Origin of the sequence: Klebsiella sp. HC6 (genome assembly GCF_022605325.1) — a bacterium.
Lineage (GTDB): Bacteria > Pseudomonadota > Gammaproteobacteria > Enterobacterales > Enterobacteriaceae > Klebsiella > Klebsiella terrigena.
The window spans coordinates 1,853,246-1,869,303 of record NZ_CP093276.1; the positions used below are offsets into that span (position 1 = coordinate 1,853,246).

The 16,058-nt window shown below is 58.0% G+C and carries 14 protein-coding genes; 5 read left to right on the forward strand and 9 right to left on the reverse strand.

The genetic code is table 11. The features are described 5' to 3' along the window. Nucleotides 1-9: 9 nt before the first annotated feature. The 5 genes from MMW58_RS09135 to MMW58_RS09155 form a co-directional block, all read right to left on the reverse strand. The gene (locus MMW58_RS09135; protein ID WP_241723158.1) at nucleotides 10-1,578 is read right to left on the reverse strand and encodes a cyclic di-GMP phosphodiesterase; all 1,569 of its coding nucleotides are present in this window, start codon (nucleotides 1,576-1,578) and stop codon (nucleotides 10-12) included. A gap of 186 nt (nucleotides 1,579-1,764) precedes the next feature. Beyond that, entirely contained in the window at nucleotides 1,765-2,337 is a 573-nt protein-coding gene (mepS, locus tag MMW58_RS09140; RefSeq protein WP_041146498.1) for a bifunctional murein DD-endopeptidase/murein LD-carboxypeptidase, read from the reverse strand. 424 nt (nucleotides 2,338-2,761) lie between these two features. Continuing rightward, nucleotides 2,762-3,469, reverse strand: a complete 708-nt coding sequence (locus tag MMW58_RS09145; RefSeq protein ID WP_133599136.1) for a phosphatase PAP2 family protein — start codon at nucleotides 3,467-3,469, stop codon at nucleotides 2,762-2,764. Nucleotides 3,470-3,511: 42 nt separating this feature from the next. Then, nucleotides 3,512-4,489, reverse strand: a complete 978-nt coding sequence (locus MMW58_RS09150) for a CobW family GTP-binding protein (RefSeq protein ID WP_241723159.1) — start codon at nucleotides 4,487-4,489, stop codon at nucleotides 3,512-3,514. A gap of 121 nt (nucleotides 4,490-4,610) precedes the next feature. After that, on the reverse strand, nucleotides 4,611-6,080 hold the full coding sequence (locus MMW58_RS09155; protein WP_241723160.1) for a mannitol dehydrogenase family protein: 1,470 nt from the start codon (nucleotides 6,078-6,080) through the stop codon (nucleotides 4,611-4,613). 206 nt (nucleotides 6,081-6,286) lie between these two features. Here MMW58_RS09155 and uxuA point away from each other — a divergent pair, with 206 nt between their 5' ends. Further along, on the forward strand, nucleotides 6,287-7,477 hold the full coding sequence (uxuA, locus tag MMW58_RS09160; RefSeq protein WP_241723161.1) for a mannonate dehydratase: 1,191 nt from the start codon (nucleotides 6,287-6,289) through the stop codon (nucleotides 7,475-7,477). A 92-nt stretch (nucleotides 7,478-7,569) separates the two neighbouring features. Here uxuA and yeiP read toward each other — a convergent pair whose 3' ends face one another. Then, a complete protein-coding gene (gene yeiP, locus MMW58_RS09165) occupies nucleotides 7,570-8,142 on the reverse strand; it encodes an elongation factor P-like protein YeiP (protein ID WP_041146493.1) in 573 nt (190 codons plus the stop codon). Nucleotides 8,143-8,289: 147 nt separating this feature from the next. On the opposite strand from yeiP, the gene MMW58_RS09170 reads away from it, so the two are divergent. Continuing rightward, complete coding sequence (locus tag MMW58_RS09170) at nucleotides 8,290-8,544, forward strand: YkgJ family cysteine cluster protein (protein ID WP_041146492.1); 255 nt, start codon at nucleotides 8,290-8,292, stop codon at nucleotides 8,542-8,544. Between the two features lie 23 nt (nucleotides 8,545-8,567). Here the strand turns inward: MMW58_RS09170 and setB are convergent, their stop codons facing one another. Next, the gene (setB, locus tag MMW58_RS09175; protein WP_159236723.1) at nucleotides 8,568-9,749 is read right to left on the reverse strand and encodes a sugar efflux transporter SetB; all 1,182 of its coding nucleotides are present in this window, start codon (nucleotides 9,747-9,749) and stop codon (nucleotides 8,568-8,570) included. 332 nt (nucleotides 9,750-10,081) lie between these two features. Here setB and fruB point away from each other — a divergent pair, with 332 nt between their 5' ends. The 3 genes from fruB to fruA are packed head-to-tail and all read left to right on the forward strand — an operon-like array spanning nucleotide 10,082 to nucleotide 13,853. After that, nucleotides 10,082-11,212 (forward strand): fused PTS fructose transporter subunit IIA/HPr protein, encoded by a 1,131-nt coding sequence (fruB, locus tag MMW58_RS09180; RefSeq protein WP_133599128.1) that lies wholly within the window; start codon nucleotides 10,082-10,084, stop codon nucleotides 11,210-11,212. After that, complete coding sequence (gene fruK, locus MMW58_RS09185) at nucleotides 11,213-12,151, forward strand: 1-phosphofructokinase (protein WP_041146489.1); 939 nt, start codon at nucleotides 11,213-11,215, stop codon at nucleotides 12,149-12,151. It abuts the gene before it with no gap. A 16-nt stretch (nucleotides 12,152-12,167) separates the two neighbouring features. Beyond that, a complete protein-coding gene (gene fruA / locus MMW58_RS09190; protein WP_241723162.1) occupies nucleotides 12,168-13,853 on the forward strand; it encodes a PTS fructose transporter subunit IIBC in 1,686 nt (561 codons plus the stop codon). A 78-nt stretch (nucleotides 13,854-13,931) separates the two neighbouring features. Here fruA and nfo read toward each other — a convergent pair whose 3' ends face one another. Then, a complete protein-coding gene (gene nfo, locus MMW58_RS09195) occupies nucleotides 13,932-14,789 on the reverse strand; it encodes a deoxyribonuclease IV (protein ID WP_128877543.1) in 858 nt (285 codons plus the stop codon). Between the two features lie 87 nt (nucleotides 14,790-14,876). Beyond that, nucleotides 14,877-15,926 carry a YeiH family protein gene (locus MMW58_RS09200; protein WP_241723163.1) on the reverse strand — a complete coding sequence of 350 codons (1,050 nt, stop codon included), beginning with the start codon at nucleotides 15,924-15,926 and terminating at the stop codon, nucleotides 14,877-14,879. Nucleotides 15,927-16,058: the final 132 nt, after the last annotated feature.

A 16,058-nucleotide genomic window follows, 5' to 3' on the forward strand; every position in this document is an offset into this window, starting at 1 on the left:
AAATCATCATCATCGCCCGGCGGCGGCGAAGTATTTCGCCGGTTCGTCGTGCGCGGCGAGCAGCGTTTCCAGCGGCAGAGGCCGGCTTATCCAGTAGCCCTGCAGATAGTGTACGCCGTGCTTGCGCAGCCACTCCGCCTGTTCAGGCGTTTCAACCCCTTCGGCAACGGTCAGGAGCTGCAGGCGGCGGCTTAGCGTCAGCACGGCATCAAGCACCGGCGAGGTGACGGTTTCGGTTCCGATAGCCTGCACGAAGCCGCGATCGATTTTCAAAAAGTCGAAGTTGTAGCGTTCAAGATAAATCAGCGCGCTGTGGCCGGTGCCAAAATCATCAATCGCAATTTCAAAGCCCTGCTCGTGCAGCCAGTCAAAGATGGCCAGCGATCGGTTCTTATCGATCATCGCGCGTTCGGTTATCTCCAGCACTACGCTAAAGTGGTTGGCCGGCAGGGCGGCGGCAAACTGCCGTAAATCCGGCTTAAAGCTGTCGGCGTGCAGGTGGGCCGGGGAGATATTCAGCCCGAGCTTACTCCCCGCCGGGAGGATCTTTTGCAGCGTTGGCGCATCGCGCGCGATCAGCGCCAGCAGATGGTGGGTCAGCGGCACGATCATCTGCTGGGTTTCGGCCAGGTTGATAAAGACGTCCGGGGGGATCTCGCCGGCCACCGGATGGCGCCAGCGCATCAGTACCTCAACGCCGCTAATGTGCAGGGTATCGGCTTTGACGACCGGCTGATAGACGATGTAAAACTGGTCGTTCTTTATTCCCATCAGGATTGCTTTTCGCGGATCGGACTTGATCGATAGCACGTAATAGCCCAGCAGTCCCGCCAGCAGCCCGCATACCACGCCCAACAGCAGAGCGTACTGGGTGTTTTCAGCCAGCCAGCTGTTGGCGTAGAGGTAGACCTTGAGCGGCAGCCCTTTGATCTGCACTTCGCGAATCGGCTCGGAGAGCATCGTTTGCGGGTTAACCAGCCTGTTGCTGAAGGTCGAAATAGCGCTGTTGTTGACCACCAGCGCAATGCCGCTGAAGTCATTTTGCCGGGCAGAATAGAGAATATAGGGCGTCAGGTTGGTATTAATTGACACGAAAATGCCGTCGTTACCGCCGTGCGGGCTGCGTACCCACATCGCCAGCGCCGAGCTTTTTGGCATCATCGGCGTACCCGGCAGAATGGCCATATCGATGGGTTTAGTGATATCGAGCTGCGGAATAAGCTGCTCCAGAGGGGTATTCATGGGGCCGGTTGCCGAGGAGCAAAACGCCTGGCCATTTTTCACCAGCAGAAACGCCCGCACGTTTGGGCTGAACGCGGCATGGGCGGTCAGGCCCGACGCGACGTTCTCGCAATTCCGGTCGACCAGTGGCTGCAGGTCGGCAATGGTCTGATTAAGCTCGTGGAAGTACTCATTCAGGTAAACGTTGACGTTTTTGATGATGGAGTCAAAGCGTTCAGCGCGGTTGTGATAGATAACCATAAATTGAATGCTACCGGCCAGCAGGGCGACGATAACCCCAATCAGTGTGCTGGTCAGCCAGATTTTACGCCGGGGTGAGAAGTAGCGGGTAAGCATAGGCTATAGTCAGTCCGTGTTTATGAGGCGCGCTAATGGGGTGACAGAAAAACGATTTCACCGTTTCCATTTAAAGACATAGCTTATATTGCGGCTTTGCGAGGCGATGAGCAAAAAAAAACACTGCTAAGGCAGTGTTTTTTAATTTCCGTTCGTCAGCCAAGGGAAAACTGACGACGGAAGAGATTACGAACGGCTCAGTACACGGCGCGCTTCGTTATAGCGCTTTTTCCAGTACGGCTCGTTCATGCTGGAGATGGTCACACCGCTGCTGGTGGAAGCATGAACGAACTGGCTGTTGCCGATGTAGATACCCACATGGCGGCCAGTGGAACCCGCTCTGAACAGGACTAAATCACCCGTACGGAGCTGAGAACGTGAAATCGATTTGCCGGAATCCTGCTGCTCTGACGTTGAGCGCGGCAGTTCCAGACCAAACTGTTCGCGGAAGGTGCGCTGCACGAATGCCGAACAGTCGATGCCTTTCCGGGTGCTACCGCCAAGGCGGTAACGCACGCCTTTCCAGCTAGCATACTGGTCCATCAAACGGGACTTAACGTCCAGATTGCTAACCATTGTTTCAAATTCATCCTGAGAGGCTTGCAGTGATGATAAATCGCCACTACCCACACCAAGCGTCTCAGAATGCATATTCTTTGCGGTACTACTTGTCGAGCTACAGGCAGAGAGCAAAACTGCCACTGCTATCGCGGGAACGACCCGCAGGATATATCTCAAAATCGGCTGAGATTTGACCATGTTGTGTGTTTTCCCTTGTTGTCCTTAACGACAATGTCGTTATAAAAAATGCCAAACGTGTTAGAGCCTAAATACCTGGCAGCAATGAGACAATTCCTTAAATCTAAATTTGTGCAGTAACGCACAATTTAATTCTGATGCCGGTTTTACGTTGCTGGAAAGGCAAAACGAGAATGAGATTACCCTATCAACACTGGGATGGCGAGCGGTTTTGCGAGATTTCTTATAAGAATTTTTGCGACAAAAAGTGAATCATCGGGAAAGGCCAAAATAGCGGCAGAGATGGGTAAAAAATATGCAATTACCTCATTTCTAAGACGATTAATGTGACAGAACGATGATTGTGGGGATAAAAAAGGTGAAACATAAAAAAAGGGACCGAGAACGATCCCTTATGGATATTTAATAATATGCGACGGGAATGTTAATTTTTGTGCGTTCCAGCGGGCAGGGTCCGGTCGAACCAGGCAATCATTTTGTCGCTCAATGGGGTCAGCAGAACCCAGGGAGCGCCGACCAGCAGCGCGGTTAATGAACCGACGGCAATATCGGTAAACCAGTGGGCGCCAATCATCACCCGCGGGAAGGCAAACACAACGAAAATGGCGAGGGAAATAGCAAACGCCCGACGGCCAAAATAGCGCCACATGAAGGTGGCGAAAATCAGCAGCATCATCCCGTGATCGCCCGGGAAGCTATCCTTCGAGGCATCTTTAGTCGGGAATGAGACCACGTCGCTGACCTTAACGATACCGCTAAACGAGAGCGACGGGCTGGCGCGCTTAACCGGCATCAGGTGCTGCGCCAGCTGGTTTATCACCACCGCCGAGAGCAGCATGACCAGGCCGATGATGACGATTCGGCGGCGGCCGGCGCTTTGCTCCTTCAGCCAGAAGCTCAGCATCAAGGCTCCCATCGCCAGCAGAGAGCAGGCATCGAAAGCGCGGTTGTTGATAATCGCCAGCAGCCAGGTATAGCCGCGGCTGACGCCGACGTTGTGGTTAAAGAAGTGGAAAATGGCGGAATCCAGCGGAAACCACAGCCCGTGGTTGGCGGGCAGATACCATGATAAAAAAAGCGCAATACCTGCGGCGTTAAGCAGCAGGATAAGGGAGATTCGGGTTTTATTCATAACGGTCGCATATTGTGTAAAACGGCGGCAAACATAGCCGCCTTAACTTAAACGTAGCCTCAACAGAGTGGCTTGTAGTGCATTCCAGTCCGCCTCGCCGTCGCAGATAAGCTCTATGCGGCTGTCCGGCGGGGCGACGTTCTGCGTTTCAATATTGAGGTCCAGCCCCTGACGGTTAATCCGCACCAGGCCTTCGGCAATACGCATCACGCCCTTCACGCGGCCCACCGGGGCCAGCCGCGCCCACTCCAGCAGGCCAACGGTATCGAAGATGGTATCGGCGTCAAAAATCCAGCCGCAGGCCCGGTAGCCCTGGCCTTCGTTGAGGCTGCGGCGCCAGCGCTGGTGGCCGGGGAGAGTCAGCGCCGCGAGGCCCTTTTTCTGCCCGTGGCTGTGCGCATGCTCCGCGCTCTCCGGCAGCGGGCGAAGGTTCAGCCGCGGCAGGTCCAGCAGCGCCGGGTCAATACTTCCCTGGGTGGCGCTGACGTGCAGGCGTTTGCCGGCATACTCCTGCCACCAGACGCTGAAGGCGCGCTCGCTTTCAGCGGTCATCCGGTCGGTTTTATTGCTGATAATGACGTCGGCGGCGGCCAGCTGATCGCGGAAGTTTTCATTAGCCACCGCCTTCGGGTCCAGAAGCTGGCGGGGATCGAGGACGCACAGCGTCGCGCGCAGGTCGATCCACGGCTCGTAGACCGCGGCGGTGAGAATATCGAGGATCTGTTTCGGATGACCGAGCCCGGTTGGTTCAATCAGCAGCCGGTCCGGCTTCCCCTGGCGCAGCAGGGTATTTAGCCCGACCTGCATTGGCAGGCCGTTGACGCAGCACATGCAGCCGCCGGGAATTTCTTTGAGTAATGCGCCGCTATCGGCCAGCAAAGCGCCGTCGATGCCCACTTCGCCAAACTCATTGACCAGTACGGCCCATTTTTCATCTGCAGGCTTGTGGGCCAGCAGATGAAGAATCGAGGTCGTTTTACCGCTGCCGAGAAACCCCGTGATCAAGTTTGTTTTGGTCACATTTTCTCCAGGATAGAAATGTAATGTTGTAACAGTTGAGACTATCCTGACGAAAAAATGGGGAAAAGAGAAGTCTTACGACGGACAGAAAAGAATTCTGTCCGTTAAACCGCAGAAATTGTTAAGAATCCAGCGCGGCGGCGACGGCTTCGCGCGCGCCCAGCGACGAGAGCTGGCGCCAGGCCGAGGTCACGTTGGCGACAAATTCGGCGCTGTGGGGAAGGTCGTTGCCAAAAATCTCTTCGAGGGAGAGCAGGGCGCTGACCCGCTCTTGCTCATTGCTGCCGGCGACCAGGGCGCGGATTTTCTCCGCCAGCGGGTCGCGAACGTCAATCGGCTGACCGGCATCGTCCACGCCGCTGACGTAGCGCATCCAGCCGGCGACGCCAAGCGCCAGCAGCGGCCAGCGGCTGCCGCGCGCGAGGTGCACCCGAATACCGTCAAGCATGCGCTGCGGGAGCTTCTGGCTGCCGTCCATCGCGATCTGCCAGGTTCGATGCTTTAGCGCCGGGTTGCTGAAACGTTCGAGAAGACCGTCGGCATAGCTCGTCAGATCGACGCCTTCAATAGAGAGCGTCGGCGCCTGTTCATCAAGCATCAGCCGGCGCGCGGCGGCGCGCAGCACCTCATCCTGCATGCAGTCGCTGATATGTGCATTGCCCGCAAGATAGCCGAGCCACGCGAGGAAAGAGTGGCTGCCGTTGAGCATTCGCAGCTTCATCTGCTCCCAGGGCAGCACGTTGTTGGTCATCTGCACGCCGGCGGTTTCCCACGCCGGGCGGCCGGCGACAAAGTTATCTTCAACCACCCACTGAATAAACGGCTCGCAGCTGATGGCGCAGGGATCTTCGACGCCCAGCGCGGCGCTGATTTCCGCCAGCGACTCGTCGGTGGCGGCGGGAACGATGCGGTCGACCATCGTGCCGGGGAAGCTGACCCGTTCAGCAATCCACTGTGCCAGCTCCGGGCTGCGTTTCTGTGCCATTCCCAGCACGGCGTTTTTCACCACGTGGCCATTGTCGGGAATGTTATCGCAGGAGAGCACGGTAAACGGCGGCAGGCGGCGCTCGCGACGGCGGGCAAGCGCCTCGACCAAAATGCCCGGCACCGACTGCGGTAGCGTCGGGTTATCCAGATCGTGCACGATGCGCGGCTGTTTGAGATCCAGCAACCCGCTTGCCGGGTCGATGCAGTAGCCTTTTTCGGTAATGGTCAGAGAGACGATAGCGACCTGCGGTTCGCAAAACTTCTCGATTATCGCCGGGAGCGAATCGAGCTTAGCGTTCAGGCATTCGTGCACCGCGCCGACCACGATAGCCTTATTGCCCTGCGCCCCTTTCTCCAGCACGGTAAACAGGTGATCCTGCTGGCGGAGCTGGCTCATCAGCCGATCGCCGCTGAACAGACTTATTTCGCAGATCCCCCAGTCGCCGCCGCCGCTGGCGTTTAGCACCCGGTCGGTAAGCAGCGCCTGGTGCGCGCGATGAAAGGCGCCAAACCCAAAGTGCACAATACGCGAGCGGAGCTGGCTGCGATCGTAGCGGGGAAGCTGCACGTCTTCCGGTAGCGTAGCTGTAGCAATAGTCGTCATTCTTTACACACCTGATTAACCAATGATTAACACGGTCAGTGTAAAGTTATATGACAACAAATTAAATTGGTGAGCCGTATTTATACGCTTAGTGTGAGCTGGATCAATCAATTTAGCGGGATAAATTGACCCTTTGGCGGAAGCCTGTATGGTAGTCGTCATTGATGTTCGCATTATTGGTATAACAACTTTAAAGGGGTATAGCGATGGAGCAAACCTGGCGTTGGTACGGACCGAACGATCCGGTATCGCTTGATGATGTACGACAGGCCGGCGCGACGGGCGTGGTTACCGCGTTGCACCATATTCCGAACGGGCAGGTATGGCCCGTTGAAGATATCAAGCAGCGTCAGGCGCTGCTGGCGGAAAAAGGGCTGACGTGGTCGGTCGTCGAAAGCATCCCGGTGCATGAAGAGATTAAAACCCATAGCGGGCAATATGCAACCTGGATTGCCAACTACCAGCAGAGCATCCGCAACCTTGCGGCCTGCGGGATTGATACAGTTTGCTATAACTTTATGCCGATCCTCGACTGGACGCGTACCGATCTGGAGTATCAGCTAGCGGACGGCTCGAAGGCACTGCGTTTTGATCACATCGCTTTTGCGGCCTTTGAGCTGCATATCCTGCAGCGCGCCGGCGCGCAGGCCGACTACACCGAAGAGGAGCAGCGCCAGGCGCAGGCCTACTTTACGGCGATGAGCGCTGCGGAAGTTGAAAAGCTGACCCGCAATATTATTGCCGGCCTGCCGGGAGCCGAAGAGGGCTACACCCTCGATCAGTTCCGCGCGCGCCTGGCCGAATATGACCATATTAATAAAGCGCAGCTGCGTGAGAATATGGCCGTTTTCCTGCGCGCCATCGTGCCGGTATGTGAAGAGGTGGGCGTGCGCCTGGCCGTTCACCCGGACGATCCGCCGCGTCCGATCCTTGGCCTGCCGCGCATCGTGTCGACCATCGAGGATATGCAGTGGCTGAAAGAGGTTGTTGATAGCATCAACAACGGTTTTACCATGTGTACCGGCTCCTACGGCGTGCGCGCCGACAACGACCTGGTGAAGATGATTGAAACCTTCGGCGATCGCATTCACTTCACCCATCTGCGATCGACCTGCCGCGAAGAGAACCCGAAAACCTTCCACGAGGCGGCGCACCTGAACGGCGACGTCAATATGGTGGCGGTGGTGAATGCGATCCTGAGCGAGGAGCTGCGCCGCAAGCGCGCCGGCGATCTGCGGCCGATCCCGTTCCGCCCGGATCACGGCCATCAGATGCTGGACGATCTGCGTAAGAAAACCAACCCGGGATATTCGGCGATCGGTCGCCTGAAGGGGATGGCGGAAGTGCGCGGCGTTGAGCTGGCGCTGAAGATGACGAAGTACCCGGAACTACTGTAGGTCACACAGTACGTCGGATAAAAAAATGCCCGTCAGCGGCGATGCTGGCGGGCATTTTTGCGTTGATTATCGGTGATTAAGCCGCCGTTCGATTAGTCGGCGCGGCCCATATAGCGGCTCTCTTCGATATGGATACGAATGCGTTCGCCCGAGCTCAGGTATTCCGGAACCTGCACCACGAGGCCGGTGCTCAGGGTTGCCGGTTTGTTGCGCGCGCTGGCGGATGCGCCCTTGATGCCCGGCGCGGTTTCAACAATCTCCAGATCGACGGTCTGCGGCAGCTCCAGCGCCAGCAGCTGGCCGTCCCAGGTCAGAACCTGCATGTCCGGCATGCCGCCTTCCGGAATAAACAGCAGCTCTTCTTCAATCTGCTCTTTGGTGAAGATATACGGGGTGTAATCTTCTTTATCCATAAACACGTATTCGTTGCCGTCGACGTAGGAGAAGTCAACGTAGCGGCGGGTCAGGGTCACGGTATCGACAATGTCGTCGCCCTTAAAGCGTTCTTCAACCTTTAGACCGGTACGTACGTCAGCGAAACGCATTTTGTACAGCGTTGCTGCGCCACGGGCGCTCGGTGACTGAATATCAATATTTTTTACAATCAGCAGCTTGCCGTTGTAATTCAGCACCATACCTTTTTTAATTTCATTCGCTCTTGGCATTGCGGTAATCCTGTAACTTAAAGGGTCAAAATATCGCGTAAAACTACTCGCGCCGGGGCTTTCAGGCAAGTGGAATTCGCGCGTTTTGCTATCTTCGGATAAAACGTTTAGGCTGCGTCTGAAAAAGCACCGTTAAGAGAGCCATCTATGGAATGTCGTACTGACTGCGGTGCCTGCTGTATCGCCCCCTCTATCTCATCCCCGATCCCCGGCATGCCTGACGGCAAGCCCGCGAACACGCGCTGCGTACAGCTGTCGGCGGGCAACCTGTGCAATATCTTTGGCTCCCCGCTGCGCCCCAAGGTTTGCGGCAGCCTGCAGCCGGAGCGCGAGATGTGCGGAACCCGGCGCGATGAGGCAATGGCGTACCTTATTCATCTCGAACGGCTCACCGCCGGCTAGCGGCGCCGTTTTATCCCCTCGGCTTAAATATCCCTGATGCGCCACAGGCACAGCTGGGCGATCGCCCCCATGCCGAGCGCGATCCAGAATACCGCGTGATAGCTCCAGATCTCGGCGACTACGCCGGCCAGCGATCCGGCAATAATCCAGCCGACGCGGATGGTATTCGCGTACAGCGTGGTCGCTGCACCTGCCTGACCCGGCATTAAATCCTGAAAATAGAGCATGCCAATTCCCGCGAGGATGCCAATGAAAATGGCGTTCAGCAGCTGTAAAGCCAGCAGCAGCCCGGGCGTGTGGGCCAGCAGCATGCCGACGTAAAACAGCAGCCCGGCGACGGCGGCGACGCGCATCAGAAAACGCTTGCCGAAACGGCGGGCGTAATAGCCGGCGATCAGCATCGTCGGAATTTCAAGACCGGCGGCGGCGCCCATCATTAATCCGGCCAGCTTCTCCGGCAGGTGCAGCTCATTAATAATATAGAGCGGCATATTAATGATGTAGAGGCTGTTGATCCCCCACATCAGCGTGCAGACGCTGAACAGCAGCAGCGCGTCGCGGCGATGGGTGCGCGGCGCCTCCAGCTGGCCCGACGCCGCCCTCGGCTCTTTGCGCATGCTGGGCAGAAAGAACCACACTATCGCCCCGCAGAATACAAAGGCGACGGCGGCGCTGAGGTACATCACGGTAAAGCCGAAGCCCATCGCCAGCGCGTAGGCCAGCGGTGGGCCGATCACCCATGCCAGCGACACCTGGGCGCGCAGAATCGAGCTGAACATCACCGCCTCGCGGCCGGTTTTATCCGCATGCTCGCGGGCAAGGGCGAACATCTGCGGGTTGGCGGTGGAGCCGAAGCTGCTGAGGAATACGCCGACGAAAAGCAGAACAAAGTAGCTGCGGTTCCATGCAAACAGCAGGCAGGCCAGCACCCCCAGCAGGCAGCAGAAGACGATCAGCTGCTTACGATCCCCGCGGCGGTCCGAGCGCCCGGCGAGAAACTGGCTCACCAGAATGCCGATGACCGCGCTACCGGTAAAAAAGAAGCCGACCATCGCCGGGCGCACGTGCACTTCATTAGTCAAAAACAGGCTCAGGGTGGGCGTTTGCAACGCGCCGGCAATCCCGGTCAGAAAGGCGACTATCAGGAAGGCGGAAGAGGTTAAATCGAACCCGCGTCGGGGAAGGGCGGCGCTGCTGTTTTGCATGTGCTGTTGTCTGTGGTTTCAGGAGTCGCGAAGTTTACGCCGCCCATCAGAAAATGAACAGTAGTATGGCACTAATAAATCAAAAAGGCGTTTCAAAATATGACGTTCAGCAAAATGCTGAAGCTGAGGCCGTTCTTGCGGTACGGCTTCAGCAAAAATGTGCGGTATCTCTAACTTCTGTTATCAGGCTGGTAACTTATCTTGCGCGGTGATTAAGAAAGGTACAGACTCATTGAAACGTTTCAGCGTCATCAGGGTTTTCTTCAGCAGCACGGTGACGCATTTTTTCACCTGGCAGCTGAAACGATTCAACTCAGCAGGAGAGGAGATCCATGTTCCAGTTATCTGTGCAGGATATTCATCCCGGCCAGCAGGCCGGTAATAAAGAAGAGGCAATTCGGCAGGTTGCTTCTGCGCTGGTAAGCGCAGGCAACGTGGCGGAAGGCTACGTTAACGGGATGCTGGCGCGCGAGCAGCAGACCTCTACTTTCCTTGGTAACGGGATTGCGATTCCGCACGGTACCACCGACACGCGCGACCAGGTGCTGAAAACCGGCGTCCAGGTCTATCAGTTCCCGCAGGGCGTGACCTGGGGGGAAGGGCAGACGGCCTATGTTGCCATTGGTATCGCCGCCAGTTCTGATGAACACCTCGGGCTACTGCGTCAGCTGACGCACGTGCTAAGCGATGATTCTGTCGCCGAGCAGCTCAGGTCTGCCACCACGGCGGAAGAGCTGCGCGCCCTGCTGATGGGTGAAAAGCAGAGCGAGATGCTGAAGCTGGATAACGACACGCTGAGCCTTGATATTGCAGCCAGCGATCTGCTGACCCTGCAGGCGCTGAACGCCGCGCGGCTGAAAGAAGCCGGTGCCGTTGACGCCGCGTTTGTCAGCCGCACCATTAACGATAAGCCGCTGAACCTGGGTCAGGGTATCTGGCTGAACGACTGTGCTGAAGGCAACCTGCGCAGCGCCGTTGCCGTGAGCCGCGCCGCCAGCGCATTCACCGCCGATGACCAGCCGGTCTCGCTGCTGATTACCGTCGCGATGGCCGACGAGCAGCCGACCGCGGTGCTCAGTCGCCTGAGCAATCTGCTGATTGATAAAAAAGCTGACCGTCTGCTGAAGGCCGACAGCGCAACGCTGCTGGCGCTGCTGACCAGCGATGATGCGATTGCCGAGGACGTGCTGAGCGCTGAATTTGTCGTGCGCAACGAGCACGGGCTGCATGCGCGCCCGGGCACTATGCTGGTTAATACCATCAAACAATTTTCCAGCGACATTACCGTCACCAACCTCGACGGTTCCGGCAAGCCGGCCAACGGCCGCAGCCTGATGAAGGTCGTGGCGCTGGGAGTGAAAAAAGGTCACCGTCTGCGCTTTACCGCCCAGGGTGAAGATGCGCAACAGGCGCTGGATGCGATTGGCGAAGCTATCGCCGCAGGCCTTGGGGAGGGCGCATAAATGAGCAGACGTGTAGCAACGATTACTTTAAACCCGGCATACGATCTGGTGGGTTTCACCCCGGAAGTTGAGCGCGGCGAAGTCAACCTCGTCCGCACCACCGGCCTGCACGCGGCCGGAAAAGGCATCAACGTCGCCAAGGTTCTGAAAGACCTCGGTATTGACGTCACCGTCGGCGGCTTCCTCGGCAAAGATAACCAGGACGGTTTTCAGCAGCTGTTTAGCGAGCTGGGAATTGCCAACCGTTTTCAGGTTGTGCAGGGCCGTACCCGCATTAACGTCAAGCTGACGGAAAAAGACGGCGAAGTCACCGACTTTAACTTCTCCGGCTTCGAGGTGACTCAGGGTGACTGGGAGCGTTTCGTCAATGATTCCCTGAGCTGGCTGGGTCAGTTCGACATGGTTTGCGTCAGCGGCAGCCTGCCGTCAGGCGTCAGCCCTGAGGCCTTCACCGAATGGATGATTCGCCTGCGCAGCCAGTGCCCGTGCATTATTTTCGATAGCAGCCGCGAAGCGCTGGTTGCCGGCCTGAAGGCGGCACCGTGGTTAGTGAAGCCAAACCGCCGCGAGCTGGAGATTTGGGCCGGCCGCAAGCTGCCTGAAATGAAAGACGTGATTGACGCCGCCCACGCGCTGCGCGAGCAGGGGATTGCCCACGTGGTTATCTCGCTGGGTGAAGAGGGCGCGCTGTGGGTTAACGCCTCCGGCGAATGGATTGCCAAGCCGCCTTCAGTCGAAGTGGTCAGCACCGTTGGCGCCGGCGATTCTATGGTTGGCGGCCTGATTTACGGCCTGCTGATGCGTGAATCCAGCGAGCATACTCTGCGCCTGGCCACGGCCGTTGCGGCCCTGGCGGTGAGCCAGAGCAACGTTGGTATTACCGATCGTACCCAGTTGGCCGCAATGATGGCGCGCGTCGACTTACAACCGTTTAATTGACAGCAGGAGAGGCATAATGAAAACGCTGCTGATTATTGATGCCGGACTCGGACAGGCTCGCGCCTATATGGCGAAAACCCTGCTGAGCACCGCGGCGCAAAAAGCGCAACTCGAACTGATTGATAACCCGAACGATGCGGAGCTGGCTATCGTCCTCGGCTCAGCGCTGCCTGCTGACAGCGCGCTGAACGGTAAAAAGGTGTACCTCGGCGATATTAACCGCGCCGTTGCCCACCCCGAGCTGTTCCTCGGCGAGGCGAAAAGCCATGCGACCCCTTACAGCGCGCCGGCTGCGGCGCCCGCTGCGGCCAGCGGCCCGAAACGCATTGTCGCCGTGACCGCCTGCCCAACCGGCGTGGCGCATACCTTTATGGCCGCAGAGGCTATCGAAACCGAAGCGAAAAAACGCGGCTGGTGGGTGAAGGTTGAAACGCGCGGCTCCGTCGGCGCGGGCAATGCGATCACGCCAGAAGAGGTGGCGCAGGCCGATCTGGTTATCGTTGCTGCGGATATTGAAGTTGACCTGGCGAAGTTTGCCGGTAAGCCAATGTATCGCACTACGACCGGCCTGGCGCTGAAGAAGACCGCCCAGGAGTTTGAAAAGGCGCAGCTGGAAGCCAAACCGTATCAGCCTTCCGGGCAGAGCGGACAGCAGGCGGATAGCGCGAAGAAAGAGGGCGGCGGCGCCTATCGCCACCTGCTGACCGGCGTCTCCTACATGCTGCCAATGGTGGTGGCGGGCGGCCTGTGTATCGCGCTTTCCTTCGCCTTCGGGATTAAAGCATTTGAAGTGAAGGATACGCTGGCGGCGGCGCTGATGCAGATCGGCGGCGGTTCAGCCTTTGCGTTGATGGTTCCGGTGCTGGCGGGCTTTATTGCCTTCTCCATCGCCGACCGTCCGGGCCTGACGCCGGGTCTTATCGGCGGTATGCTGGCGGTGAGCGGCGGTTCCGGCTTTATCGGCGGGATCATTGCGGGCTTCCTTGCCGGCTACGTGGCTAAGCTTATCAGCAAGAAGCTGAAGCTGCCGCCGAGCATGGAAGCGCTGAAACCGATTCTGATCATTCCGCTGGTTTCCAGCCTGATTGTCGGTCTGGCGATGATCTACCTGATCGGCAAGCCGGTTGCCGGTATTCTGGCGGGCCTGACCCACTGGCTGCAAACTATGGGGACGGCTAACGCGGTCCTGCTGGGCGCCATCCTCGGGGCAATGATGTGTACCGATATGGGCGGTCCGGTGAACAAAGCGGCGTACGCCTTTGGCGTCGGGCTGTTGAGTACCCAGACCTACGCGCCGATGGCGGCGATTATGGCGGCGGGTATGGTTCCACCGCTGGCGATGGGTATCGCCACGCTGGTGGCGCGCAACAAGTTTGACAAAGGCCAGCGCGAAGGCGGTAAAGCGGCCCTGGTTCTCGGACTGTGCTTCATCTCCGAAGGGGCCATTCCGTTCGCCGCCCGTGACCCGATGCGCGTTCTGCCATGCTGTATCGTCGGCGGGGCGGTAACCGGTGCCATCTCCATGGCGATTGGTGCCAAACTGATGGCGCCGCACGGCGGTCTGTTTGTTCTGCTGATCCCAGGCGCCATTACGCCGGTGCTCGGCTACCTGCTGGCGATTGTTGCCGGTACGCTGGTTGCCGGTCTCTCCTACGCGGTGCTGAAGCGTCCGGAAGTGCAGGCGGTTGAAAAAGCAGCCTGAGTAAAACCTTGATAAGCAAAAGGGCCGATAATTCGGCCCTTTCTTTTTTTAGCAGTTGGGATTCTCCCGGCATCGACCTCAGGCCGAGGCTTCCGCCGTCTGCTGCGCCCGCAGCCAGGCAATCTCTTCCGCCCAGATATCGGGATTCACGGTCTCGAGGATCAGCGGAATACCGTCAAAACGGCTGTCCTGCATGATCCAGCGGAAAGCGTCGTGGCCGATATTGCCTTCGCCGAGGCTATGGTGGCGGTCGACGCGGCTGCCGAAGGTGCTTTTGGCATCGTTGAGGTGCATCCCGCGCAGGTATTTGAAGCCGACGATGCGCTCAAAATCGGCGAAGGTTTTCTCACACTCTTCGGCGCTGCGCAGATCGTATCCGGCGGCAAAGGCGTGACAGGTGTCAATGCATACGCCGACGCGGGATTTATCCTCCACGCCGTCGATAATGGCGGCCAGATGTTCAAACTTAAACCCAAGATTGCTGCCCTGACCGGCGGTGTTTTCGATAACCGCGGTCACGCCTTCGGTTTTTTCCAGCGCGATATTGATCGAGCGGGAAATGCGCGCCAGGCACTCCTCTTCCGCTATCTGCTGCAGATGGCTGCCGGGATGGAAGTTCAGCAGCGTCAGCCCCAGCTGCTGGCAGCGGGTCAGCTCATCAATAAAGGCTTCACGGGATTTTTCCAGCGCCTCTTCGACCGGATGGCCGAGGTTGATCAGATAGCTATCGTGCGGCAGGATTTGCCCGGGAGCGAAACGGTATTTTTCGCAGGCGGCTTTGAATTCAGCAATGGTTTCGTCGCTCAGCGGCGCGGCGCGCCACTGGCGCTGGTTCTTGGTGAAGAGGGCGAAGGCGGTCGCACCGATTTCGGCTGCGCGAATGGCGGCATTGGCCACTCCGCCGGAGGCGCTGACGTGCGCTCCAATATATTTCATAAAAAACTCCAGTTAAGCCGCTGCGGGGTGGGTAATGATAGCGGCTTAACCGAAGAGTTACATCATCCTTAACATAGCCGTCATACTTCAGGCCATCAGGGCGTGGACCGCCAGGTTAATCGCGCCGCCGCCGACAATCAGCCAGACGAACAGCACTAATGCCATCAGCAGCGGTTTGGCGCCGGCTTTTTTCAGCGCGCTAACGTGAGTGGTCAACCCCAGCGCGGCCATCGCCATCGCCAGCAGTACGGTATCGAGCGTCACCAGCGCGTCGACCGCCGCTTTTGGCAGCAGGTGGAAGGAGTTAAATATCGCCACCAGGATGAACATAATGGCAAACCACGGGATGGTGATTTTGCTTTTCTCACCGCTGCCGGTCGGGGCCAGCTGCTTAACGCGGGCGGCGAGGAACAGCAGGAACGGTGCCAGCATCATGACGCGCAGCATTTTGGCAATCACCGCCGCGTTCTCAGCGTCCGGGCTCACCGCATGGCCTGCCGCAACCACCTGCGCCACCTCATGCATGGTCGAGCCCATATAGATGCCGTAGGCTTCCGGCGTAAACCAGTGCGCCAGCAGCGGATACATCGCCGGATAGAGGAAGATAGCCAGGGTGCCGAAAATCACCACCGTGGCCACGGCGACGGTCACCTTGCTGGCCTCGGCCTTCACCACCGGTTCCGTTGCCAGAATCGCCGCCGCGCCGCAGATGCTGCTGCCGGCGCCAATCAGCCAGCTGGTGTGCTTATCCAGGCCGAAGATTTTCTGCCCGAGGACGCAGGCGATAAAGAAGGTGCTGGTCAGCGTCAGAACGTCAATGGCAATGCCGCTCACGCCAACGTCGGCAATCTGCGCGAACGTCAGGCGAAAGCCGTATAAAATAATACCGAGACGCAGCAGATGCTGTTTGGCAAAGATCACGCCGCCGTCGCAGGGCTGCCATATTTTGGGATAGAGCGTATTGCCGACGACCATGCCGAACAGGATGGCCAGCGTCAGGGCGCTGAAGCCGGCGCCGGCGATAGCGGGAAAGCTGCCTGCCCAGAGCGCTGCGCCGGTCACCACGGCGGTAAGCGCCAGTCCCGGGACAAAATGCCACAGTGTGCGATGTTTTATCGGTAAAGTGAGTGCTGTCATAACCTTCTCCTTTGTCTGCGTAAAGATTACGACGCGCTGGTTTAAATATAAAATTGATTATATATTTATAATCAATCGTAATAAGTGGTAAACAAGCCTCTTCGCGGCTCGGTACGGCGCTACGCGCCGATG